Origin of the sequence: Oceanobacillus sp. FSL K6-2867 (assembly GCF_037963145.1) — a bacterium.
Taxonomy (GTDB): domain Bacteria; phylum Bacillota; class Bacilli; order Bacillales; family Amphibacillaceae; genus Oceanobacillus.
Genome location: NZ_CP150144.1, coordinates 1 through 24203 on the forward strand (window position 1 = coordinate 1; position 24203 = coordinate 24203).

Annotated in this window: 24 protein-coding genes; 1 reads left to right on the forward strand and 23 read right to left on the reverse strand. The window is 37.6% G+C overall.

Annotated features, from left to right (window positions below; all coding sequences use genetic code 11):
• Nucleotides 1–273: 273 nt before the first annotated feature.
• Nucleotides 274–648 (reverse strand): hypothetical protein, encoded by a 375-nt coding sequence (locus NSQ77_RS00005; RefSeq protein ID WP_339228138.1) that lies wholly within the window; start codon nucleotides 646–648, stop codon nucleotides 274–276.
• Nucleotides 649–892: 244 nt separating this feature from the next.
• On the opposite strand from NSQ77_RS00005, the gene NSQ77_RS00010 reads away from it, so the two are divergent.
• Entirely contained in the window at nucleotides 893–1177 is a 285-nt protein-coding gene (locus tag NSQ77_RS00010; protein ID WP_339228139.1) for a DUF2624 family protein, read from the forward strand.
• 39 nt (nucleotides 1178–1216) lie between these two features.
• On the opposite strand, the gene NSQ77_RS00015 is transcribed toward NSQ77_RS00010, so the two are convergent.
• The 22 genes from NSQ77_RS00015 to NSQ77_RS00120 all read right to left on the reverse strand — a co-directional run bounded on the left by NSQ77_RS00015 (nucleotide 1217) and on the right by NSQ77_RS00120 (nucleotide 24197).
• Complete coding sequence (locus NSQ77_RS00015) at nucleotides 1217–2110, reverse strand: deoxyribonuclease IV (protein ID WP_339228140.1); 894 nt, start codon at nucleotides 2108–2110, stop codon at nucleotides 1217–1219.
• 30 nt (nucleotides 2111–2140) lie between these two features.
• Nucleotides 2141–3454 carry a DEAD/DEAH box helicase gene (locus NSQ77_RS00020; RefSeq protein ID WP_339228141.1) on the reverse strand — a complete coding sequence of 438 codons (1314 nt, stop codon included), beginning with the start codon at nucleotides 3452–3454 and terminating at the stop codon, nucleotides 2141–2143.
• A 30-nt stretch (nucleotides 3455–3484) separates the two neighbouring features.
• On the reverse strand, nucleotides 3485–4600 hold the full coding sequence (locus tag NSQ77_RS00025) for a Nif3-like dinuclear metal center hexameric protein (RefSeq protein ID WP_339228143.1): 1116 nt from the start codon (nucleotides 4598–4600) through the stop codon (nucleotides 3485–3487).
• Nucleotides 4597–5319: a tRNA (adenine(22)-N(1))-methyltransferase TrmK gene (locus tag NSQ77_RS00030; RefSeq protein ID WP_339228144.1), complete on the reverse strand. Its 723-nt coding sequence runs from the start codon at nucleotides 5317–5319 to the stop codon at nucleotides 4597–4599. Before NSQ77_RS00030 ends, NSQ77_RS00025 begins: the two co-directional genes overlap by 4 nt.
• A gap of 140 nt (nucleotides 5320–5459) precedes the next feature.
• Nucleotides 5460–5843 (reverse strand): cytochrome c550, encoded by a 384-nt coding sequence (cccA, locus tag NSQ77_RS00035; RefSeq protein WP_339228145.1) that lies wholly within the window; start codon nucleotides 5841–5843, stop codon nucleotides 5460–5462.
• Nucleotides 5844–6188: 345 nt separating this feature from the next.
• Nucleotides 6189–6482, reverse strand: a complete 294-nt coding sequence (locus NSQ77_RS00040; protein WP_339228146.1) for a hypothetical protein — start codon at nucleotides 6480–6482, stop codon at nucleotides 6189–6191.
• An 86-nt stretch (nucleotides 6483–6568) separates the two neighbouring features.
• Nucleotides 6569–7684 (reverse strand): RNA polymerase sigma factor RpoD, encoded by a 1116-nt coding sequence (rpoD, locus tag NSQ77_RS00045; RefSeq protein WP_339228148.1) that lies wholly within the window; start codon nucleotides 7682–7684, stop codon nucleotides 6569–6571.
• Nucleotides 7685–7715: 31 nt separating this feature from the next.
• Nucleotides 7716–9530 carry a DNA primase gene (gene dnaG / locus NSQ77_RS00050; protein ID WP_339228149.1) on the reverse strand — a complete coding sequence of 605 codons (1815 nt, stop codon included), beginning with the start codon at nucleotides 9528–9530 and terminating at the stop codon, nucleotides 7716–7718.
• Nucleotides 9531–9979: 449 nt separating this feature from the next.
• Nucleotides 9980–10783, reverse strand: coding sequence for a pyruvate, water dikinase regulatory protein (locus tag NSQ77_RS00055; protein ID WP_339228150.1), 804 nt, complete (start codon nucleotides 10781–10783; stop codon nucleotides 9980–9982).
• A 35-nt stretch (nucleotides 10784–10818) separates the two neighbouring features.
• Entirely contained in the window at nucleotides 10819–11448 is a 630-nt protein-coding gene (locus tag NSQ77_RS00060) for a helix-turn-helix transcriptional regulator (protein WP_339228151.1), read from the reverse strand.
• A 292-nt stretch (nucleotides 11449–11740) separates the two neighbouring features.
• Nucleotides 11741–13825 (reverse strand): glycine--tRNA ligase subunit beta, encoded by a 2085-nt coding sequence (glyS, locus tag NSQ77_RS00065; RefSeq protein WP_339228152.1) that lies wholly within the window; start codon nucleotides 13823–13825, stop codon nucleotides 11741–11743.
• A complete protein-coding gene (gene glyQ / locus NSQ77_RS00070; protein ID WP_339228153.1) occupies nucleotides 13826–14704 on the reverse strand; it encodes a glycine--tRNA ligase subunit alpha in 879 nt (292 codons plus the stop codon).
• A gap of 382 nt (nucleotides 14705–15086) precedes the next feature.
• The gene (gene recO, locus NSQ77_RS00075) at nucleotides 15087–15830 is read right to left on the reverse strand and encodes a DNA repair protein RecO (protein ID WP_339228154.1); all 744 of its coding nucleotides are present in this window, start codon (nucleotides 15828–15830) and stop codon (nucleotides 15087–15089) included.
• 164 nt (nucleotides 15831–15994) lie between these two features.
• Nucleotides 15995–16135, reverse strand: coding sequence for a YqzL family protein (locus tag NSQ77_RS00080; protein ID WP_339228155.1), 141 nt, complete (start codon nucleotides 16133–16135; stop codon nucleotides 15995–15997).
• A gap of 97 nt (nucleotides 16136–16232) precedes the next feature.
• Nucleotides 16233–17141 (reverse strand): GTPase Era, encoded by a 909-nt coding sequence (era, locus tag NSQ77_RS00085; RefSeq protein WP_339228157.1) that lies wholly within the window; start codon nucleotides 17139–17141, stop codon nucleotides 16233–16235.
• A gap of 233 nt (nucleotides 17142–17374) precedes the next feature.
• A complete protein-coding gene (locus NSQ77_RS00090; protein ID WP_339228158.1) occupies nucleotides 17375–17737 on the reverse strand; it encodes a diacylglycerol kinase family protein in 363 nt (120 codons plus the stop codon).
• A complete protein-coding gene (gene ybeY, locus NSQ77_RS00095; protein ID WP_339228159.1) occupies nucleotides 17727–18191 on the reverse strand; it encodes an rRNA maturation RNase YbeY in 465 nt (154 codons plus the stop codon). Before ybeY ends, NSQ77_RS00090 begins: the two co-directional genes overlap by 11 nt.
• Complete coding sequence (locus NSQ77_RS00100; RefSeq protein ID WP_339228160.1) at nucleotides 18192–20324, reverse strand: HD family phosphohydrolase; 2133 nt, start codon at nucleotides 20322–20324, stop codon at nucleotides 18192–18194.
• 259 nt (nucleotides 20325–20583) lie between these two features.
• The gene (locus NSQ77_RS00105) at nucleotides 20584–21543 is read right to left on the reverse strand and encodes a PhoH family protein (RefSeq protein WP_339228162.1); all 960 of its coding nucleotides are present in this window, start codon (nucleotides 21541–21543) and stop codon (nucleotides 20584–20586) included.
• Nucleotides 21544–21545: 2 nt separating this feature from the next.
• Nucleotides 21546–22784 carry a sporulation protein YqfD gene (yqfD, locus tag NSQ77_RS00110; protein ID WP_339231123.1) on the reverse strand — a complete coding sequence of 413 codons (1239 nt, stop codon included), beginning with the start codon at nucleotides 22782–22784 and terminating at the stop codon, nucleotides 21546–21548.
• Nucleotides 22785–22803: 19 nt separating this feature from the next.
• Entirely contained in the window at nucleotides 22804–23085 is a 282-nt protein-coding gene (gene yqfC, locus NSQ77_RS00115) for a sporulation protein YqfC (RefSeq protein ID WP_339228164.1), read from the reverse strand.
• Nucleotides 23086–23681: 596 nt separating this feature from the next.
• Nucleotides 23682–24197, reverse strand: coding sequence for a hypothetical protein (locus NSQ77_RS00120; RefSeq protein WP_339228165.1), 516 nt, complete (start codon nucleotides 24195–24197; stop codon nucleotides 23682–23684).
• Nucleotides 24198–24203 lie beyond the last annotated feature (6 nt).

Genomic DNA, 24203 nt, shown 5'->3' on the forward strand with positions numbered 1-24203 from the left:
ATCCGGGCGAGCGTAGGGCGGTGACTCCAGCAAGAACAGCACGTGTCTGAAGACTCGTAGGAAGTGATTTCCTTCCGTAGAGGTTGGAGGCCTTGCCCTAAGATGCGCATCCGCCCGAAGCGATCCTGGACGGTCGGGCTTATTTATACCTCAGTAGTTAGTTCAAAGTTTATATTCGCTCTGAAATATGTGGAGAGTTGATTAACGGTATTAATTCATAAGGAAAAATAAAAAATAAAAAAGAGGCTGAAAAAATCAGCCCCATACGTTTTGTTAAAAGAATGGTAATATAAAAAGTGTGATTAAAATGGATACTGCTCCAGCTGCTATCGCGATATTTCCTAGCGTATCCGCTCCACGGCTTCTAGATACAAAACCGAAAATGATACCAGCGATACCCAGAACTACTGGCCACATGAAAAAGGATATTACAGAAAGTGCTATACCGATCCATCCGTAAACTGTTGTTGCACCTTCCATGCTACGGTCATCGGATTCAATTTCGTAGTCATCTGCAGTTAACTCAGCAGCAAATTCCTCATTTCTTAAACTATCTGATTCAATGCCGATAAAATCCTTTTCTTCGGTATGTTCTCCATGATTAGGAGCCGGTGTCGTTCTATCTGTACGTCTATTCATTTCATCCATATCTTCAAGACCTCCTTATCCATTAATGAGGTGCAATTATAGTTTATGGAAAGATCCATTTTATAAATGTGTTATTTATTGGCAGCTTAGGGCATCTGACCATAAGCCGACACTCCGCATACTATAAGGACTTATTAAGAATTCCTTTAAAGAATTCGAGGTATTCTAAGAGGTGTATGATTTAAATTCACCAATTAAACACCTGGGCATAAAATAAGATGTAGATAATGAGGAGGATGAGTGTATGTCAATTTTTATTAAGGAAATGATAAAAAACAAATTAAAAAATATTAAAACAGATGAGCTTTTACACTATAGTCAACAATATGGGTTCCGATTAACTGAAGCGCAAGCACAACAAATCGCATTATACTTACGCAATAATACGCTTGATCCATTTAATCGAAAAGCACGGCAACAAATGTTTAGTCATTTAGCAGCTATAACAGACGACCAAACAGCCAGCAAAGCTGAGCAATTATTATATTCATTAGTTCAATCTTATGGATTAGAACATCTTTTTCAATAATAAAGAAGAGGAATAGCTGAGTACTATTCCTCTTCTTTATTATGAATTCATAATCTTTTCTTTTAAATCCTCTACAAATGAGCCATCGCGAATCATTTCGATTTCCAGCTTATATGGCGCCTTTTTGTCCTTTTTATCTGTTCCTACATATGGTGTTTCAAGAATTTTTGGCAACGCCGTTAATTGTGGATGGTGAACAACATAATGTAATGCTTTAAACCCAATATGGCCGAACCCAATATTCTCATGCCGATCTTTATGGGCACCACGTTCATTTTTACTATCATTTACATGAACAACTTTAATTCGGTCTACCCCAATAATTTTATCAAATTCATTTAAGACACCATCAAAGTCGTTTACAATATCATAGCCTGCATCATGAATATGACATGTATCCATACAGATGGATAAATTTTCATTATGTGTGACACCATCAATTATTTTTGCTAATTCATCAAAGGTGCGTCCAACTTCGGATCCTTTTCCAGCCATAGTTTCTAATGCGATTTGGACTGAACTGTCCTTTTCAAGAACTTCATTTAGTCCTTCAATAATCTTTTTTATTCCTGTTTCTGATCCTTCACCTACATGTGCTCCGGGGTGAAGCACAATTTGATTTGCTCCGATAGCTGCGGTACGGTCAATTTCATTACGCAGGAAATTGACACCAAGTTCAAATGTAGCAGGCTTTATCGCATTCCCAATATTAATGATATACGGTGCGTGTACAACGATATCCGACATGCCATGCTGCTCCATATGCTCACGACCCGCCATAATATTTAATTCCTCAATTGGCTTTCTTCTCGTGTTTTGTGGTGCACCGGTATAAATCATAAAAGTATTTGCTCCATATGCTAGAGCTTCTTCACTCGAACCTAACAACATTTTTTTCCCGCTCATTGATACATGCGATCCAATTTTCACCACTTGCTGCACCTCTCCCTATTCCTAAAAAGTCTATTTCTTATATTTAGTACGCTTTGATAATTTACGTTTAATGGACTCCTGCTGTTTTTTCATTTTTTTCTTATAGCCCGGTTTTACCTTTTTCGCTTTAGGAACTTGCTTCCACGCCTCTTTTTCAATATTTGTGGTTGTTTTAGTACGTAAGTGCCGTTCATTCCAAGACTTTGCTTCCTTCCATTCTCCATTTTTCACTTCGACATAGGAGAAGCTCAGCCCTTTTTGTTCAAGCTTTTCTACTAAAGGCAAATCTGCTTCATTATAGATGCTGATTGCTGTACCTTCCATTCCAGCTCTTGCTGTTCGGCCTACTCGATGAATGTAAAATTCTTCTTCCTTAGGTATTTGGGCGTTAATAACATGACTGACTCCTTTGATATCAATTCCTCTTGCAGCCAAATCTGTTGCAACGACATATTGATAGCGTAAATTTTGAATATCCTTCAACACCCGTTTACGTTCTCTGGGTGTTAGTCCGCCATGAATTAAACCGACGTCTAATCCTCTTTCCTGCAATGATTCAGCTAGTTCATTTGCTTGTTTTTTTCCATTTGTAAAAACAATTGCCAAATATGGCTGTATTGCTTCTGAGATTTCAAATATAATATCTGCCTCGCTGCGATGCTTACGAGCAATTAAACGATGTTCCATTGTTTCAGGAGAAAAATGCTCATCAATTTTAACGTACAACGGATTTTCCAAATATTTTTTGAAGAAATGCTGCAGACGTTGCGGAATCGTTGCTGAAAATACCATTAATTGAATATCTTTTTGCGAGCGGATCAATAATTGATCTACGTCTTCAATGAAACCAAGGTCAAGCATTAAATCTGCTTCATCAATCACAAAAGAAGTCGCTGTGTAAATTGAAATTGCTTCATCTTTTACAAGGTCAAGAATTCTACCCGGTGTACCGACGATGATATGTGGAGGTGTTTTTAATTTCTCTGCCATTTTCTGTTTATCAGTTCCACCTACTAATAGCTTCGCAACCCATGTGCCTTCTTTTTCTGCATAGTCAATAATTGTTTTGACCTCGTTGTAAATCTGTGTTGCCAGTTCTCGTGTAGGAGCTGTTATCACAAACTGAACTTCTCGTTTATTCGTAACTATGCGGTTAAAAAGCGGAAGTAAATAGGCATGTGTCTTCCCAGACCCTGTGCGCGACTGACCAATTACGCTTTCTCCTTGCAGGATAGCAGGTATTACCTTGTTTTGTATTTCTGTAGGGTGCTTAAATCCCAGCTTATCAATAGCACGTATTAGCGAAGGCTCGAAAGCGAAGGGCTCAAAGTTATTTGTTTTCATAGATGCAATACTCCTTTTGTCTTTTCTAATTTACACAAACTGAAAAGGATCTGTATTCGATTCAGAGACAAGAATGTCTATATTTTCTTTATCCAATTGTTCCTTTAAATATGCTGCCGTAAATTGCTTCATTATTTTTTCAATATAATGGCCAGCATCGATAACTGCAAGGCCCATAAGACAGGCTTCCTGCGCCATATGGAAAGTCATGTCTCCAGTAACATAAACATCTGCTCCTTTTTTCTTTGCGTGATGTATATACTTTTCACCACTACCGCCAAGAACAGCTACTTTTTGAACCTTTTTATTCAGATCACCAGTCACACGAAGTGCCGGGACATCAAGTGCTTTTTTCACACGTTCACAAAAGTTATTTAGGTCTGTTTTTTCCCTTAGGGTACCAATTTTTCCAATTCCAAAACGCTTTCCTTCATTTTGCAGCATAAAAATATCATATGCCACCTCTTCATACGGATGAGCAGCAATCATTGCGGTTATTACTTTATGCAAGATTGCACCCGGGACAATCGTTTCCATCTTCACTTCGTTTACGAATTCCAATTCATTTTTTGTCCCAATAAATGGCTGGCTGCCATCTAGCGGTTTAAAAGTCCCCTGTCCCCTGGACTGAAATGTACAATGGCTATAATTACCAATATGTCCAGCACCATTTTCACCGAATGCTTCTCTAACTTCATCAATATGTGTTTCTGGCACATATACGACTACTTTGTACAGCTTTTCTCTGTCTGTCTCTACAATTATGTCATTTCCTTCGATTTCAAGTGTATCAGCTAACATATCGTTGACACCACCAGCAGCAATATCCAAATTGGTATGTGCAGCATAAACAGATATATTATTTTCTAGCAATTTCCGAATAACTCTTCCCTGCGGTGTGTCTATATTAACTTGTTTTATGGATTTAAACAAGAATGGATGATGTGCAATAATCAAATTGGCGCCTTTTTCAATTGCTTCGTCGACAACATTTTCCATTACGTCGAGTGTAATAAGAATTTTGGTTACAGGATTATGATAGGAACCAATTTGTAATCCAACGTTATCCCATTCATAGGCTAATTGCTTTGGGGCCCATTGTTCTATAAGCTGAAAAATTTCTGAATTTGTCACGTTATTTTTCATCCGGTAATTTCCTCCTTAATCCATAATAATTCTCTCTCAAATCGCTCAATTTTCTCGTGGTCGACATTGCTGGCTTCTTTCATTTGACCAACAATCCTAGCTAGCTTCTTATATTCCGAGCGCCATTTTTCGTAAAATATATCTGTTTTATTCCGCAACAGTATAGGCCCAAACAGCAATTGTTTTTCTAATTGACTTTCAGTATAAGGATTTATAAGTTCTTGATTTCCTTCATGATCTGCAACAATTATTTCATAGCGATGTCCGTTTTCTTCCAAAATTGTTTCATCTGTCACAGTAAACCCTTCCCTTAAAAGCCATCTGCGAACATTACGTTCATCCACATTAGGCTGGGCAATAATTCGCTCAACATTTGATAATTTTGATTTTCCTTCCTCTAAAATGGTTCTGATTAAGGAACCTCCCATCCCTGCTATTACAACCTGATTGATATCTGTATCGCCATTCAGCACCTCTAACCCATTGCCAAGTCTTACATCAATGCGGTTGGAAAGTTGGTAGGCATCTACTGTTGATTTTGCACTATTAAATGGGCCTATATTGACTTCGCCTGCTACAGCTTTTGCTTTTTGATCACGTAAGCATACATAGCACGGCAAATAAGCATGGTCGGAACCAATATCAGCAAAATAAGCTCCTTCAGGAAGAAATGAGGAAACTTTCTTTAAACGTTCTGATAGTTTTAATGTATTTATCATCGTATTCTCCTTTTAGAGGATGTTTAAACACCTCTAGAATTTGAATCTACCTAGAGTGATATTTCTAAAAGCAAATTCCTATGTAAAAAAGAAAAGCTTTCTGTTTTAGCAGAAAGCTTAGACTTCATCTTACTCATTCATTATTTTTGTTCACTAAGCCATTCAGAAAGGGCAGTTAGCTCTTCACCAGCAACTTGGGATTGCGCTGGCATTGAACCGGTACCATTTTGAATGATATCTGCAATCTCATCAGCAGAGTGAGTGGATCCCACAGTTGTTAAAGCAGGTCCCATTCCACCGGATAAGTCCCCACCATGACAAGCCGCGCAGTTTGCCTGAAAAACTGCCTCAGGGTCTCCGCCTGTTGTTTCCCCTTCTTGTGATTCTTCTGTTTGTTCAGATCCGCCCTCTTCAGCAACTTGAATGTCTGCACGCTGATTCAAGCCGACAAATGAAATAATTACTACTGTTAGTACCCCTAAAATTGCAATAATTGCATACGGTACAACTGGGTTTCTTCTCATTTGTAGTTCCTCCTTATGTACTCCCCAATATATTTATACATACATTATATAGTTTACTCGAAAATTGGTTATTTTTAAAGGAATAAGTTATAAATTTGTAAAACCAGCATACAGCAATGTAAACACCATCGCTAAAATACTAATAACCTGCAGGAATTTAATCTTTCGCTTCTTACTTACTAAAAGCCAATATATAAAATTACCCATTAAAACTAAAATTTGCAATAAATTGCTTTCCAAGATAAGTTTCGAAATAAATGTAGTAAATAGCAGCAGTACTAGTAACCCTGAAATGAGAGGTACATATAAATAAGGATAACCTCTTTTACGAAAATAATTCGCAATCTAAATTAAGTAACTGAAAAATAACAGTAAAATAACGAGTTGCAAAAAGGAATCAAATTCAGTAAAATATAAAACAAGAAGTGAAAACGGTACCATGAGCAATGCTAATAATAAATGAATTACATTTATTATCGTCCATTGTCTTGTTTTGACTTTGTTATCCACTTCTTCCGAGTGCGCTTCTCCATTTGTGTAAAGTGCAAGGAGATAGTCACAATAGGTTTCGGGGAGCAAGCGGTGCTCTTTCCAATACCTAATTTCTTTTACAATAATAGCGATTCGTTCCGACGCCAATAAATATCACCTCTATAGAGGGTGGATAATCTGGGGAAGCCAGGATAGTCATTATTCACACTCATTGTGAACAATGACCATACCTATCAATCCAAAAAGTCTTTTAATCGCTTGCTGCGACTTGGATGCCTTAATTTTCTAAGTGCCTTTGCTTCGATTTGGCGGATACGTTCTCTCGTTACGCCAAAAACTTTACCAACTTCTTCAAGTGTTCTTGTACGTCCGTCGTCCAGACCGAAACGAAGACGCAATACATTTTCTTCTCTATCAGTTAATGTATCCAGCACGTCTTCAAGCTGTTCTTTCAATAACTCATATGCAGCATGGTCTGATGGAGAAACAGCTTCCTGGTCCTCAATAAAATCACCTAAGTGAGAGTCATCCTCTTCCCCAATAGGAGTCTCAAGTGAAACAGGCTCTTGCGCGATTTTTAAAATGTCACGAACCTTATCCGGGCTGAGTTCCATTTCTTCACCAATTTCTTCTGGTGTAGGCTCACGACCTAGGTCCTGCAATAATGATCGCTGAACGCGAATTAGTTTATTGATCGTTTCAACCATATGAACAGGAATACGAATTGTTCTGGCTTGGTCAGCGATAGCCCGTGTAATCGCTTGTCTTATCCACCAAGTTGCATAGGTACTAAATTTGAACCCTTTACGGTAGTCAAATTTCTCAACGGCCTTAATAAGACCCATGTTGCCTTCCTGGATTAAATCAAGGAAGAGCATACCGCGGCCAACATAGCGCTTTGCAATACTAACAACCAGACGTAAATTCGCTTCTGCCAAGCGGCGTTTTGCTTCTTCATCGCCTTCTTCAATTCTTGATGCGAGTTCAATTTCTTCTGCTGCTGATAATAGGTTGACTCTTCCGATTTCCTTTAAATACATACGAACAGGGTCATTTATTTTAATCCCTAAAGGAACACTTAAATCGTTTAAATTAAATTCCTCTTCTTTCGCGATTTCCTGCATATTCGGGTCTTCATCAGATTCGCCAATTACTTCTACACCTTGTTCTTCCAGGTGCTCATAAAATTCATCCATTTGATCGGATTCAATATCAAAGTTGGATAAACGGTCTGCCACCTCTTCATAGGCTAACGTACCGCGTTTTTTACCCATTTCAACAAGCTTTTCCTTTGCTTGCTCAAGCGTCATTTCAGTTTCCTTTGTTTGCGAAGGCTTCTTGTCGGTCATGAGTCCCCCTCCTTCTAGACTAATTAGATAATTAATTTGTATTTTTCAATTGTTTTTGAAGCTCAATAATTTGCATCGCTATTTGAGCTGCTTTTAAGGGATCATTCTGTTGCACAGCAACCTTTTGCTGCTCTTTCAGTGATTTGATATTGACAGAATCATTTGATTGATTTTGTATGATTCGCACATAATCATTAATTTCCCTGTCACTAATTTCTTCCCTTATAGGAGTCAGCGCAATCTCTGTTACAACCTGTTTCAATCGGTCATCATGCAGCTTCTCAATAAATAAGCTGATATCAGGCGGATGGCCCTCTTCATAAAATGCATATAAATAGGTCGCAATAATTTTATAATCATCAACATTAAATCTTGCACCTAATTCATGTTGCACCCTCTCTGTAATATGAGAATTCTGCAACATATATGCTATTAATTTTTTTTCTGCGTTATAAAACGCAGGCAGAAGCTTATTACTACGTTGCTTGATTACTGTGTTATTAGTATATCTGTTCTTTCTCTGGTTATCCTCAAGCTTTACTTGTTTTTGCCTATAGCCATGCATTTCGGCAGATAAAGTTTCAATAGAAATCTGATGTGCTTCGCTCAATTCTTTTAAATAATATTCCCTTTCAATAGGGCTCTCAATCATGGCAAGCTCTTTCAATACATTTTCTATATAGGATATGCGGTCACCCTCCAAATTTAGATTATAATCTTTTTGAAGGTAGCGCATATAGAAACTCATATAGGTATCACTTGCTTTTATGATTTGATTCACAAAAGCCTCTGATCCATGCTTTCTTATAAAACTGTCAGGATCCATGTCTTCATCAAGGTTTGCTACTTTTATTGCACAGCCGATACTTCGTAATAAATTCGCTGCCTTATAAGTTGCTGCCAGCCCAGCTTTGTCCCCATCGTAGCAAATAATAACCGTATCAACATAACGATTTAAAAGCTTTGCCTGAGGTTCAGTCAGCGATGTGCCGAGTGTTGCGACCACATTTTTCACTCCAGCCTGATATGCTGAAATGACATCCATATACCCTTCGAATAAAACAACTTCATTTTGCTTTCGAATATGTTTTTTGGCTAGGTCGAAATTATATAGTAGCTTTCCCTTTTGGAAGAGCTCACTCTCCGGGCTGTTTAAATATTTTGGCTGTTCATCTGTTATTGAACGCCCCCCGAAGGCTACTGTTTTTCCAATATGGTTTCGTATTGGAAAAATCACTCTTCCTCTAAATCGGTCCGTAACCCGATTGTTATCGAGCTCGGAAACAATTCCAGCTTTTATTAATAATTGCTGCTGGAATCCCTTCTTAGCAAGAAACTCTGCAATGAAGTCTTGAGCGTTAGGTGCAAAGCCTAAATGAAAAGCTTCAATCGTCTCGTCATCCATTCCTCTTTCTTTTAAGTAGTGGTATCCTTCTTTTCCATCCTTTGTAAATCGCAAAAGATGATGATACAGCTTTCGCAGCCAGTCATATGCTGATAATACATTCTGGCTTTCCAAAGACATAGATGACTCTTTATTCATACCACTTTCCGGCAGTGAAATCTCGCTTCTGTCAGCGAGAAACTTTAATGCTTCGTAGAATGAAAAACTTTCGATTTCCATCATGAACGTTATAGCATTTCCACCCTTGCCACAGCCAAAACAATGGAAAATCTGTTTCTCTTGAGTTACTGTAAAGGACGGCGTTTTCTCACCATGGAATGGACATAAACCGACGTAGTTTCTGCCTTGCTTCTTTAATTGTACATATTCGCCAACAACATCTAAAATGTCATTGGACTTTCTAATCTCTTCAATTACCTCTTCTGGTATTTGATTGGCCATATTTAACCACCATACTATACTAATATTCGCGACGGACTAAAAAAATCCTTCATGTTTCGACATTTTTTTCTTAAAAACCGAAAAAAATTACCCTCTGTTACGATCGGTAAGTCTAAGAAGGTGATTTCCATCTACTACATATTTAATTACTATTGTACCTCCTGCAGCTAAAATATAAACTAATGAATAACAAACTATAGAGATTTTAACGATAGTTAAGCTATCTTTAATAATGTAATTCTACATATTCACCTTGAAATCCTTCTTATTGATGAATGTTTTATTTTTCAGAATAACAGCAAACGATAGCTTTTTCACGTATATGTTTACACAAAGATTTATTATAATACATTTTTTAAAAGATATCTATTAAAATGAACTATTTCCGTTAGAAAGAAAAAATTCCGCCCTTGTCTAATGGGCAGAACGTTTTCTATATTCCAGTTCTTTTATTTTTGAATCATACGCATAATAAGATTTGCTGTTTCTTCAACTGCTTTATGGGAAACATCAATTACGGGACATTTAATTTTGCTGATTACTTTATCAAAATACTCGAGCTCTTGATGAATGCGGTCCATGTTAGCATAAGTTGCTTGATCACCTAACCCTAAAGCTTTTAATCTTTCTTTGCGTATGCCATTTAATTTATCAGCAGTGATCCGAAGTCCAATACATTTTGAAGGATCCACTTCAAATAACTCTTCTGGCGGATCGACCTCGGGAACAATCGGCACGTTAGCAACCCTGATTCGTTTATGTGCTAAATACTGAGATAATGGGGTTTTTGATGTACGAGAAACACCAATTAAAATAATATCTGCACGAGCAATGCCACGAGAGTCCCTGCCGTCATCATATTTCACGGCAAATTCAATTGCTTCTATTTTCTTAAAATAATCCTCATCAAGTTTATGTATCAATCCTGCCTCTTTTCGTGGGCTTTTATTAAATACGCGTTCCATTGCATTAAGCACTGGTCCCATAATATCAACTGCTTCGATCTTCATTTCTATTGATCGCTGATTCAAATAATTTCGTAATTCAGGATCTACAAGTGTAAAGCCAATCATTCCTCTTTTTTCTTTTGCGATTTGCAGGAATTCATCAATTGTTTCTTTATCCTCCACATACGGCACACGTTGTATTTTGTAATCTCCACTTGAAAATTGACTTAGCCCTGCTTTAACTACCAATTCAGCAGTTTCCCCCACAGAGTCAGATAGTACAAAAACAATTGGTTGAGTATTCATTTCGATAACTCTCCTCCATCCCTTTCGTAGATTTCTTACACATGGTCACCTATCGTTAGCTCAACTAATACTTTTGTCATTGTCGTCTTTGTTACTCTGCCAACGACCTCAAGCCCGTTATCCGTATCTTTTACAACTGGTAAGCCATCGATTTGTCTTGTGATCAGTTTTTGGGCAGCATCAATTAGCAGATCATCTTTTCGACATACGGCAATATTGGGCATCCGTGTCATGATGATATGTACAGGCACAGCAGTTAAATTCTGCTGACCAATACTTGCACGTAACAAGTCTTTGCGGGATAGAACTCCAGTTAAACAGGAGTTATCATCTACAACAAATAATGTTCCTACATCTTCAAGAAACATGGCCGATATAGCATCATATACGGACACACTTTCTTTCACAACGATTGGGACCTGCAGAAATTCTTGTACCTTAAACTTTTTGATTTTCTCTGTAAGTAATTCTGAACCAGTTTTCCCCGTATAAAAATAACCAACACGCGGGCGGGCATCTAAGTATCCCGCCATGGTTAAGATTGCTAAATCTGGTCTTAATGTAGCGCGAGTCAAATGTAATCGGTCTGCAATATGTTCCCCTGTAATTGGACCGTTTCCTTTAACTATTTCAATGATTTGTTCCTGTCTTTTAGATAATTCCACCTTTTCACCACCCGAAAACAATATGTCATACTATTACTTTATATTATATAGCAAAAAGGGAAAGTACGTTATACTTTTGATTACGCCCAGCTTCAGTGACTAGCAAGGCTTGCCGACTGGCTAAGAAATGAGATCTAGCCGCACATATACCCATGTGATGAAAGCGGGCATAACCCCCTTGCAATCGCCGTATTCCACCATTTATCTCCTAGGTAAGAATGTTCGGCAAGAACAACACCCAAAAATTCAGGGCACAGTCCATATGTCTAGCCCTGTCGCTTGGCTTTTGTGCTTAGAAATGCTGTTTCCATTCAATTAATCTTAAGTCAGCATATTCGTTAATTAACATAGAGAGTTTATTAATTAATGCTAGACGATTTATACGTATATCCTCATCATCTGCCATTACCATATTATTGTCAAAGAACGCATGGATTGGATCCGCTAATTTTTCCAAGCACGCTAATGCTTTAATCGCATCTTTCCGCTCGCTGTACGTTTCAAAATCGCCATGAACCAAATTATATTGTGTAAACAATGCTGTTTCAGATTCCGTTTGAAATAATTCTGGACGCACATTTGCTTCGTCTGCTTTATTAGATAGATTTAGTACACGTACTAGAGCCTCTTGGATGTGTTTAAAGCTTTCCTCATTTCGCTTGTCAGATAATTGTTTTGCTTTAGCAATAGTATAATCAAAATTCCCTATTGCACGATGAATAACCGCATTAATTACGTCTTGTTCAACATGTAATTCCTTAAGCAAGTACGATGCGCGAAGCTGGAAGAATTCTTTAAGCTCCGCCGCTACTTTTTCTTGGTTTTCCAATTCAATATCTAATGTTTGATATAAAGCACTGACAATCTCCAGCATCTTCTCCAGCGAAATTCCCCATTTTCTTTCGGCAAGAATCCGCAGTACACCTGCTGCTTGTCTGCGAAGTCCATATGGATCCTGTGATCCGGAGGGAACTAAACCTACCGAGATACAGCCAACAATCGTATCCAGCTTATCTGCAACACTAACAACCGAACCAATTAGCGTTTCAGGAAGCTCTCCATTTGCCTGCTTTGGTAAATAATGTTCGCGTATTGCTGCAGCCACATCCTGATCCTCACCAAAATGATGTGCGTATTTCTCACCGATGATACCTTGAAGCTCCGTAAATTCATTCACCATATTTGTCATTAAATCAAACTTACTTATCGTTGCTGCTCTTACCACTTTATCCTTTTGAGCTTCATCGAACCCAATTAAATCAGTTATTTTTTCAGCTATATGAACCACGCGATTCACTTTATCATGAATCGTACCTAAATCTTTCTGGAATACTACACGTTCTAATTTTTCCTGATAAAAGCCAATGGATTGTTTAAGATCTTCTTCCAGGAAAAACTCTGCATCTGCTAAACGTGCACGAAGTACTTTTTCATTTCCTCGGATAACAGTCGCCAGCTCATGTACATCACCATTTCGAACCCCAACAAACCGTGCTAATAATTGGCCGTCGGTTGATGTTACAGGAAAATAACGCTGATGCTCTTTCATAGAAGTAATTAAAACCTCTGATGGCAATTTCAGAAAACCTTCCTCAAAAGCGCCCATGAATACAGTTGGATACTCAACAAGGTTCTTTACTTCATTCAGCAGATCAGAATCAACTGGAATTAACAGATTATTAACCTCTTCCAGTGTTTTAATTCCCTCAATAATCATTTCCTCACGTTTTTTAGGATTCACAACTACGTAATTTTCGAGCAAGGAAGATTCGTATTCAGAAGGATTATCTAAATGAATCTCGTTTCCCAGGAAACGATGACCGTATGTTTTATTACTTGTTTGTACACTTGTGATTTCGAATGGGATAATCTCGCTTCCGAACAATGCAACAAGCCAGCGGATTGGGCGAGCATAGCGAAGCGTTTCTTTTGCCCAACGCATATTTTTGCCAAATTGAATCGATTCAAGTATCGTTTTAAAGCCAGGAAGCAATTCTTGGACGGACTTTCCCTCAATATGCTTTTTCACAAAAATATAGGAAATACCTTTGATCTCTTTCATATAAATATCTTCAGGTGTTTTCCCTTGACCTCTTGTAAAACCAGTAGCCGCTTTTGTCCAATCGCCATTTTCATCTTTAGCAATTTTTTCTGCTGGTCCTTTTGCTTCTTCCTCAATAGTCGTTTGAAAATCTTCCATTTCGTGAATATAGACAGCTAAACGTCTTGGTGTCGCAAATGTAGTGATCGAATCGAATGGAATTCGCAGATCCTTTAACCATGCTTCTGTTTTTGTTAATAGTTGCTGTTCCGCATCATCGATAAATCGTGCAGGCAGCTCTTCTAGTCCGATTTCAAATAAAACATCTCTTGCCATTTAATTTTCCTCCTTTTCAAGCATTGGAAATCCAAGTTTTTCACGTTCTGCAACATATGTTTTAGCAATACTGCGCGCTAAATTGCGGATTCGTGAGATATAGCCAGTCCGTTCAGTCACAGATATCACACCTTTGGCGTCAAGTAAGTTAAAGGTATGTGAACATTTTAAAACATAATCATAAGCAGGAAATACAAGCCCTTTATTCATCGTACTCTCTGCTTCTTTCTCATACATGGAAAACAACTGGAATAGCATTTCAGTATCAGATTCTTCAAACGTATATTGGGAATGCTCGAACTCCGGCTGATAAAAGATATCACGAACCGTTACACCGTTATTCCATTCTAAATCAAATACATTTTCCTTATCTTGAATGTAGGAAGCAAGACGTTCAATTCCATAAGTTATTTCCACGGTTACTGGACTTGCTTCAAGTCCGCCAATTTGCTGGAAATATGTGAACTGGGTTATTTCCATCCCATCAAGCCAAACCTCCCAGCCAAGCCCTGCAGCACCTAATGTGGGATTTTCCCAGTTATCCTCCACAAAACGAATATCGTGTTCAAGCGGATTAATACCAAGCTTAACCAAAGAATCTAAATAAAGCTGCTGTATATTAGCCGGTGATGGTTTCATAATCACCTGAAACTGATGATGCTGATACAAACGATTTGGGTTTTCTCCATATCGCCCATCTGCTGGTCTTCTTGACGGCTCAACATATGCAACATTCCATGGCTCTGGACCAAGACTGCGTAACAATGTCATTGGTGACATCGTTCCTGCTCCTTTTTCCGTATCATATGCTTGCATCAAGATACAATTTTGATCTGACCAGTGCTTTTGCAACGTTAAAATCATTTCCTGGATATTCATTCAAAAATCCCTCCATATACATTAATTATAGAACGTAAAAAAAGCCGTCCCTATGTCTACATGGTGATAGACATAGGGACGGCTTTTACCGCGGTTCCACCCTATTTGCTCTATGTAATTGCCTGTTCAAAAGGAATATTGAAAGACCGAGAAATTCAATTCATCCTCTTCAACAGCCTGTTTGAACAATTGATATAAGAGCCACTTTATTCATTTTGCTCAGGAGTTCCTTTCACAGCCACCTAATTATCCAGCTTTCACTGACCTGGACTCGCTTTAAATAGTATTGGAACTGGTACTCTTCTCCATCGTCGCAAATCATTATTTAATATTGAAATATGTAAAAATCATACTTTATCCTTTTCATTCTGTCAATCGTTAGCTACATTAATTTATCTAGCTGGGATAGAAATTTTCTTGTTTTTAAATAAAAGCCCCCATATTGATCATAATAAGCATTTAATATATTTCTAAGAAGCTCTTTATTTTCTGGCTTAATGGAAATCGTACCTATACGTTCTAAACCAACGGATGAAAACATGAGGAGTAATTTAGCGATTGCATCTGGAAGTCCAATTGCTTCTCCATCCAGATACCTGCAGCGCGTACAAAGCATTCCACCTTCAGCAATTGAAAAGGCAAATGGCATTTGTCGATTCCCGCAATTCGTACAACGATCAACAGCAGGAGCAAATCCTCCTTTTTCAAATAGCTTTAACTCATACATCATTAACGGTATTTCTGCTTCTTCTTTTTCTGAAATCCAAGTCATAGTCTGCACAAACTGATCAAATAAATATGGGTCTGGCCTTTTTTCATCAAGCAATTTATCCGTAAGCTCCGTCATATAAGCTGCATAAGCTGTTTTGACAATATCTTCCCGAATTGGACGATAGGAATCAATGATTTCTCCTTGCTGGATTGTACTCAAGCCCTGATTCACATATACAAATAATTGAGCACGAATAAATGGCTGTATTACAGCAGCCATCCTGCTTTTTGGTTTTTTAGCTCCCTTAGCAAGCGCTGTGAATTTTCCAATGTTTTTACTAAGGATCGTAACAAGTTTATGGGTTTCTCCATAATCTCTTGTTTTGATGATAACTCCATCTATTTTCTCTAGCACACAGCCTCACCCTTTTTCTTGTACAAGAACCATATAAGCAATTATTCCATCTCCTCTTTTGAAGATGCATGCTTTTCTATAGATTATTGATGGAATGGTTCTGCAAGCAAAAATACTCACACAACCATTCCTTTAGTTTCAAGCCTTTACGGCATTTAGTAATATTATAACTTTGCATCCAGTGTTGTTTCTGTTTCAGTCCGTCCAAACTCTTGTTGCGATGTTGCATTTTCCAATTCTTTTAATAATAAATAGGTTTCAATGTTTCCTGTCTGACTAAAGATTTTCCAAGTTAGTTCGATCACAAGAAACCCCACCTTTCTTTAATATTTAATGAAAATGTAACTTACTATTTAGAGTGGCACTTCAGCTGAAATTCATTAGTATTAAAAATTACCAGGTTTAATACTCATCTCTTCGATAACCAAATTCATGCAATTGGCTTTGTTTATTTCTCCAGTCTTTTTTAACCTTAACCCAAAGCTCCAGGTATACTTTTGAGCCGAGCAATGCTTCAATATCCTTCCTGGCATTTTTTCCAATATTTTTCAGCATGCTCCCTTGTTTTCCAATTAGAATACCTTTTTGGGTGCTTCTTTCGGTAATTATAGTTGCTTGAACAAGCACCTTCTCCTGTTCACGCTTTTCAATATTTTCGATTGCAACTGCAATTGAATGTGGTACTTCCTCTTTGGTTAAATGCAGAACCTTCTCCCGAATAAGCTCAGAAATAATAAAGCGTTCAGGATGGTCAGTTACTTGATCTTTCGGATAGTATTGCGGGCCTACTGGTAAATGGCTTTTTAATACTTCAATTAAATGGCTTACGTTATTTCCTTCCAGTGCAGAAATTGGTATAATTTCTTCAAATTTACATTTATCTTTATATTGGTCGATCAGTAAAAGCAAATCATCCGGATGAATTAAATCTATCTTGTTTACGACCAAGTAGATTGGACTATTTACCTTTTGAAGTCGATCGAGAATATACTGATCGCCTTTCCCATATCCTTCCTTTGCATTGATCATAAACAAAACAGCATCCACTTCATTTAGTGTACTCTCTGCCATGTTTACCATGAAATCGCCCAGTCGGTGTTTCGGCTTATGAATACCAGGTGTATCGATAAAGATGAGCTGAGCATCATCTGTTGTAAGTACACCTTGAATTTTATTTCTGGTTGTTTGCGCCTTATCACTCATAATAGCAATCTTCTGACCGATAACTCGGTTCATAAATGTTGATTTACCAACGTTTGGTCTACCAATTATTGTAATAAATCCTGATTTAAATTGTTGATTTGTTTCCATGCTGTATCCTCCGCGACGATTTCTTTAATATGTGATTCTTTACATTATAATACTACAAATAATGCAAGCTTTCATTTAATCGACAAAAGCTTTAAAAAGATTATCTTTTCACCTAAAGTACCACAATAATTTCCAAAAGCAAAGATGGAACCCAAAAATATGTAGCTTATAGCTAGATATACCCGATTTATTATAGAGCAAAACAAATAAAAAAGCCCTCATTAAAAGGACTTTTAGAAAAAAATATACAATTTGGGCAGAAAAATAAGCAAGCCGATAATCGCAGCAATAATGGCAGTAATGAATACAGCTCCGGCTGCAATATCTTTGATTATTTTAGCTGTTGGATGTATTTCCGGCTTTAAATAGTCAATCAGCTTCTCGATAGCGGTATTTGTCACCTCCGCCATTAGAACCAATCCAATTGTAAGAACAATAATCGCCCATTCAGTCATTGTCAGCTTAAATACAAACCCTGCAGAAGCTGTTAATATTGTTGCAAACAAGTGTATCCTAAAGTTGCGCTCTGTTTTTGCAATCTCTTTAATCCCATTCCATGCATAATTAAATCCTATTTTTCGTTTCTTATCTCTCAATTCCGAAATCACCTAGAATTTCTTCTTGCCTTTTGAACATTTTCTCTTCGTCAGTTTTATTCATATGGTCATATCCTAACAAATGCAAGAAACCATGAACTGTCAAAAAGGCAAGCTCTCTTTCGCCGGAATGTTCATATTCAATTGCCTGTTCCTTTGCCTTATCTACGGAAATAACAATATCCCCGAGTGTCAGAGGCATATCCTCACCAACAATTTCGAGCTCACCATCAACCGATTCCTGCATCGCAAAAGAAATAACATCTGTCGGTGCATCCTTGCCGCGATAATTACGATTAAGCTCTTGAATCTCTTTATTATCAACGAAGTTAACAGACATCTCTGCCTCTTTAGAGATCCCTTCTTTGTCAGCTGCAAATTGAAGTAGACGTTCTAGTAAATCAACATAGTCACTAGATACTGAATTTGTTTCATCATGAAAATCAATGTGCATTTAATTTCCCTCCTTCGATGGATATTGAATTCTAGAATGAAAAATCCCTTTTAATGATTCAATAATTGTTCGATGAATAACATGTAACTCCTTTAATGTTAAAGGACTTTCATCCAATTGTCCATCAGCGAGCCGGCTTTTTACAATGGAAGCTACAATCTCTTCAATTTTCTCAGTTGTAGGTTCTTTCAAAGAGCGGACTGCTGCTTCAACCGAGTCACAAATGCAAATAATGGCAGCTTCTTTCGTCTGCGGCTTCGGTCCCGGATATCTGAATATGGATTCTTCAACATCTGGATTGATGTCCTTCTCTTTGTAATAGAAAAATTTCAATAATGATGTGCCGTGATGCTGTTTTGCAATATCAATAATTTCTTTTGGCATTTTATGTTCTTCCAGCAGATTTGCTCCATCGTATGGGTGCCGAATAATAATTTCTGCACTTTTTTTCGGATCAAGAAAGTCATGTGGATTGCGAACAGATAATTGATTTTCTATAAAATAATGCGGCTGCACGGTTTTACCTAAGTCATGATAATAAGCTCCAACTCTGGCCAACAGTCCATTTGCACCAATTGCTTCACATGCTGTTTCACTAATATTTGCTACCATGACAGAATGATGGTAAGTTCCTGGCGATTCTGTTAGCAGCTTTTTCAAAAGCGGTTGATTTGGACTAGAAAGCTGAAGTAATTTTATATCTGAAAGTATCCCAAGTATTGTTTCAAAAAATGGAAGCAAGCCGATAGCTAATACAGTCGCCAAAATCGCAGATGCAAGCCCAAAGCTTGTATGTACAAATAGATCAAACCAGGAATATTTTTCAAAGGAAAGAAATAAGAATAGTAATACAGTAACAATATTGACAAGTGCTACGCCTAGCCCTGTCTTTAATATGGTAAGTCGGTCCTTAACATTCATTAAAAAGATAATACCAGCTAATTGACTGACAAGAAAGTAAATCCCAGCTTCTACATTTAAAGATCCTGCTATTTGTCCATTAAAAATAACACTTCCTAAAATAGCATAAAGTATAGATAACACAATAGCTAATCTCTCATTGACTAACATTTTAATTAGGATAACACCTGTAGCAATTGGTGTAACGAAAAAAAGCTGATTGGATTGTGTTGTATAGATACTAATAATCTTCAACAAGGCAACGACAATAATGCTAATAAAAAAGATTGCAAGCACTTTTGCAAAGTTCCATTTGTTTTGCTTAGATAAATGATACATCTCAATAGCAATAAATCCACAAATCATCACAATAAGCAACGCCAGACCAATCACTGGATAAATGTTACTTTGCTCGTCTAACAATCCGACAAGATCAAGCTTTTCATATATTTCATTTGTTATTGTTTGTCCTTCTCTGACAATTACTTCACCAGCACGAATTATAGCTGGATCAACACTGCTTGCGGCCTCTTTTCTAGCTTCTGAGGTTTTTTCCACATCAAAAAAGGAATTCTCCACCACAGCAAAATCGGTAAGCTCCATTAATGGCTCCCTCAAGGTTTCTTCTATGTCCGCATATTCTATATGCTGATTCACGTTTGCTTTTGCTGTTTCTAAATTCTCTGTACGGACACCATTGTTTAACGTTTCCTCAATCGCTTCTGCTAGTATTTCTTTTCCCGTATTCAGCTCATCTTCGCTGAATTGTAAAAGGTGTAGCAATGTACCATCTTTCACAGAGCTGCTTATTTCATCCGATAAAACTTGCTTTAACTGGATTACTTTTTCTTGATCTGTAAGAGGCGCAGCTGTTTTCTTTTCATTGCGTTTACCTTTACTTTCTTCTTCTAATTTTAAGATGCCATCAAATATTTCCTCAACAAAGCTAACCTGCTCCATCGTAACTTCATTAGATATACTATATCTATCTTGAACAGATTGAACCGTTTCTCTTGTTTTTCGTTCCGTTTCTTGTTCATTTTCAATTGTAATAGGAGAACGAATCGTCTCATTTGCATTACTAAATCGTTCAATATCATAAATTTCTGTTTGAACATTGTTCAGCGTTATAAAAAAGAAAATGAAACCTAATAAAACCACCGGCAATAATATCATTAGCCAGCTATGTTTTTTACTTAATGTTTCAAGGCTTTTTCTTATTCGCTCCTTCATTCTTATCCCCCCATTTTATACGCATTAACGGGCAATAAATACCCCCGCTTTTAAGCGTAAGGGAACCAAAATATGTAAATATGCAGAGGTAAACAGCCCGTAAATTTTTGAATCTGTTGAAAGGCCTTTAAGTAATTTCTTGTGGTGCAATCATTCAGTCGATGCCCAAGTGATCCTCACGTATAATTTTACTTTACCAGACAGCTATACAGAAATAAGACCCAAATAGCTCAGGGTCTTACCTGTTTATTAATTCATTTTAGTTTTCAGTTTCATATGCCGCAATAATACGTTGAACTAATGGATGTCTTACAACATCCGTTTCATTCAAATGCACTAAGGAAATTCCATCGATAGATGACAATAGCTGCTGTGCAATGTGCAAACCAGATTTAACCCCTTTTGGTAAATCAATTTGCGTGATATCCCCGGTAATAACCATTTTTGAACCGAAGCCCAATCTGGTTAAAAACATCTTCATTTGTGCTGGTGTAGTATTTTGTGCTTCATCTAAAATAACAAATGCATCATCCAGCGTCCGCCCGCGCATGTAGGCAAGTGGGGCAATTTCTATCGTCTCTCTCTCGATCAAACGCTGTGTGTGCTCAGAGCCCAGCACATCATGAAGCGCATCATATAAAGGCCTTAAATAAGGATCTACCTTCTCCTTTAAGTCTCCTGGCAGAAATCCGAGACTTTCACCAGCTTCCACTGCTGGACGTGTGAGAATAATTCGTTTAACAAATCCATTTTTTAAAGCATGGACTGCCATTACTACAGCTAGATATGTTTTACCAGTCCCAGCTGGACCGATTCCAAAGACAAGATCATTTGCTTTAATTGCAGCAATATAGTTTTTTTGACCAAGTGTTTTTACACGAATTGATTTGCCTTTTACATTTTTCGTAATTTCATCTTCGAAAAGCGCTTCTAGTTGTTTAATTTCACCTTTTTTTGCTAAATCAACAGCGTAAACGACATCACGTTCAGAAATGGTTTGTCCTTTTCTTATAACAGATAAAAGTGTTAGAAGAATTTCTTGCACAAGCGCAATAGCTTCTTCTGAACCAGAAACACGAACAGCTTCCCCACGAGACACGATTGACACGTTTAAAAGGTTTTCAAGCTGCTTGAGGTGCTTGTCGTTTATGCCGAATAATGCGAGCGCTTCATTCGTACCTGTTAATTGCAAGTCAATTTCAATTAAGTTACCTGGCATAATCAGTCTCCTTGATTTAATGGTTCTACTCTTACAATATTTTCTTCAACTGAAACAAATAGGGTTAAGTTAACTTTACCATGCTCTATACTTTCATGCAAAACTTTTTCAGACAATATTTTTGCATCTGCACCTAATTCATTCTGCAGTTGAATAATAGCCTGATCAATCCCTGCTTGGATTGCTTCTTCTTTCGTTCGGCTTACTTTATTATACATCTTTTCGCTTAAAATGGTTTCAACAAATTCAATTGGGAGCTCCCATTTGAAAAAACGCAGGTTATTATGATGTGATTCCCGATGAATTTCATTATAATCAGGCTCTCCAAATCCCCAGATTGGCATTTGAAATTCACCTGTTTTGAGATAATATTTCTTTTTTTGATTTCCCGTTATCTCTTCATAATTAAATTCCAGTGGTACCTTAACGGAAACCTCATACCATGTATTTGCTATAATCTCAGCTTCAGCAGCAACTAACTCCTTAGCTTGTTCCTGCCGTTCTTCTGTTTCGTTTTCTTCGTCTTCAGATAACTCTTGTCCTTTCAATATTCCAGATACCAATAAATCACCAGGTTCTACATAGTCATTTACTTGAACATGAGAAGTCCCTTTTGATACATACAAATTTGTAATCACACCTTTTTTGGCAGCTACTAAATTTCGCGGCTGTTTTGGGTCGGCTTCTTCAACCACAACCTTTTCTACCCCCTCTAAGTAAAAGGTTGTCCCTTTTTGATCTACCCCAGCCCAAAGCAGCTCAGGTACATCTTTCATTAACTTTTGCTGAATCACGGTTGGTGGATCCAATGAAAAAAGCCATGCCCCTGGATGGATTCCATAACTATCTAACTGCTTGTCTATTTTTTCTTCGATATCTTTTGGGACCCCGCTGATTTTTACTTCCCAAATAATATTCGATAAAAAAAAGAAAAGAAGTACACTGAAAAATAATCCAAGTACCAATGGCTTCTTTTTTAAAAAACTTCTAAATAAAAATGGATAACCATTTTTTCCAACGAATTTTATTTTATATATCGTTTTCCTTCTGATTTGTTTCATTTGTTTTATATCCGAAAGCTTTATATTACCCTCACATAAATCGTTATCTTTTTTTCGCACGTCCCAAACAGAAATCCCGGCATTCGCACATTTTTGGAAAAACATCTCAGGAGCTGTTCCTTTTACTTGTATTGTTACATAGCCACTTATTGTTTTACTATTTACATGCTTCAATTGCATCCTCCTCTTGTTCAAGGTTTTAGCTCCCTAGGAATTTGACTTCTGAGATGGTCCCTTCAAGTAGAATTTCCTTAGGAAGCATCATTTTCAGTACAAAGGAAGTACCCTTAATTTGAACATATCCATTATTCGTTTTTAACTTTAGTTCGTTTTCAGAATAAACAGCTAGGCCTTGATGGTTTTCGATGTATAAATGAATATTTCCAATTACTGTAATTCTGGGCATTTCAAGGATGATGTCAGAAGGAAGAGAGAATTGTTCCGTTAACAAGGTGCGTAATCTTTGTTGCCATTTTGCCAATGATGATCCCCCCTCACATACATATGTATGAAAGTGCTTGAAACATAAGAACAAAATGCGTGATAAAATAAGTGAGTTTTATACCAGCTGGTAAATTAGATTAAATATAAACTTCGAACTAATTGCTGTGTTAGGAGCAACTGTCGCCGTCAGGGATTGCTTCAGGCAGTCGCTTTCCGCGGTCACGTCTTCAGCCTCCTCAAGAAAACCACTCTGCTCACGTCTGGAAACATGCTGTTCCCGCAGGACAAGGAATGCTTCGTAAGCATTTACATCATATTTTCGAGGAGGCACCGTGCTCACCCGGACTAGTTAGAACACAATACTGTTTATATTTTTAACCCATATCATTTATAGTGAACCAATACTAGCGCAGGAAATATACGTAGACTCCTACGGTGGGAAGGGCATCGGTGAGACTACGCAGTGCGGTAGCACAAGGAGGCTCACCAGCCCCCTAAGGTGCGTGAAATATATTTCCGGAGCGGGTATACGTTCAATCCATAGTTGACACTAGTCCGCAGTTTCTTTCAATGCAATAAAAAAACCACTGCTACATAAGTCTATAGGCTTATGTAGCAGTGGTTAGCTTCAATTTATTTGATTCGATCGTCTAATACGCTTTTATATGACTTTTTAGCTCTGGGTGGTCCTAGTATTTCTGACATGATAATGCCATTAACTAATCCTTTTGCACCCAAGTTGCCAACTACTTGTTTCCTAAGTCTTTCTTGTTTTTTACTTGTTTCTTTCTCGGGTTCAAGTAAAATACTTCCGCTATCCGCCTGTAGCTTCAAATCTTCAATTTTTGAATTTGAAATAGCGCTATACTTACTAGCCAGCTTCTCCATTTGCTGCTTTTGCTGCTCTGCAATTGACGCAGTTGATACCGTATCTCGTGGTCCTTCTTCACGATATACTCGCCGCTCTGCTACAGGCTGCGGCTTACGATCTGGAGTTCTTTCTGATACTGTCCTTCTCGGCCTTTGTGGAGGTGCTTTTTTCTTCTCTTTTTCTTGTTGCTTCTGCTTCTCATTCGAGTTGTTAAAAAAGCCGATAATCCCTGAAATAATAATGATAATTATGAAGAGGTTATCGAAAATCCAGTCCATCAGACC